This is a genomic window from Pseudomonas sp. P5_A2_2 (assembly GCF_054177685.1).
Window position 1 is genome coordinate 1 of the sequence record NZ_JBGCUL010001308.1, and the last position, 1,084, is coordinate 1,084.

At 48.8% G+C, this 1,084-nt stretch carries 1 protein-coding gene; it reads right to left on the bottom strand.

Annotation, left to right across the window (positions count from 1 at the left end; all coding sequences use genetic code 11):
* Positions 1-1,061: hypothetical protein (locus tag ACXRVY_RS31000; RefSeq protein ID WP_458239207.1), on the bottom strand; the 1,061-nt coding region annotated here is incomplete at its 3' end.
* Positions 1,062-1,084: the final 23 nt, after the last annotated feature.

Consider the following 1,084-nt stretch of genomic DNA (forward strand, 5'->3'; position numbering starts at 1 on the left):
GTATTTAAGAGCTCTTTGATCAATTCTTCACGAGCGGCCAGCTCCTGTTCTACAAACTGGATATGCTCAGCTTTTTCCATCACGTCCCGTTCAAGTAAGGAAATTTGACTTACCTGAGCCTGAAGATTTTCTGAGAGTTGAGCAATCGAATGCCCACGGGCAGTCCAATCCTGCTCAACACGCTGAATATGCTGAGACTGCTTGGCCAGTTCCTCCTGAAGGATCAGGTTCTGGGAAATTTGTGATTTTAGAGAAATTGAGTGTTCTTCAATCAGATCTCCACGGGCGGCCCAATCCTGCTCAACACGTTGAATATGCTGAGACTGTTTGACCAGTTCCTCCTGAAGGATCAGATTCTGGGAAATTTGCGATTCCAACGAAATTGAGTGCTGCTCGATCAAGTTTCCACGGGCAGCCCAATCCTGCTCTAAAAGCTGGATGTGCTGAGATTGTTTGACTAACGCCTCCTGAAGGATGAGGTACTGGCCGATTTGCGTCTCGAGCGAACTCGACTGCTGCTCGATCAAATCCCCACGGGCAGCCCAATCCTGCTCCACACATTGGGTATGTCGAGACAGATTGGCCAACTCTTCTTGAAGAAGAAAATTCTGACTAGCTTGCATTTCGAGCGTCTTCGAATGCTGCCCAATCAACTCTCCACGAGCAACCCAATCCTCCTCTAAATGGTGGATGTGTTGGGACTGTGTGGCTAACTCTTCCTGAAGAAGACGGTTGTGGTTTATCTGCGACTCAAGCGTAATCGAATGCTGCTGAATCAATTCCCCGCGTGCCAACCAGTCTTGCTCTACAAGTTGGGCGTGTTCGACTTGCCTGGTCAATTCATCTTGAAGTGCTGAGTTATGAGATATTTGCTGTTCAACAACATCCAAAAGCCGAGCGGACTCTGTTTTTTGACTGGCAAGTTCTCTCTCAAGCGCATTGAAGCTGTATTCCTGATGATATTGGAACACATCAACTTCCGACTGGCTGTCCCGCTCAATCTCATACCCGTAGTGGGAAAGCCAACTAGCGATCTGTGGAGGCAAGGGCGCGAGAAACATGCCCTCCGCCCGTTGCCAAGCAC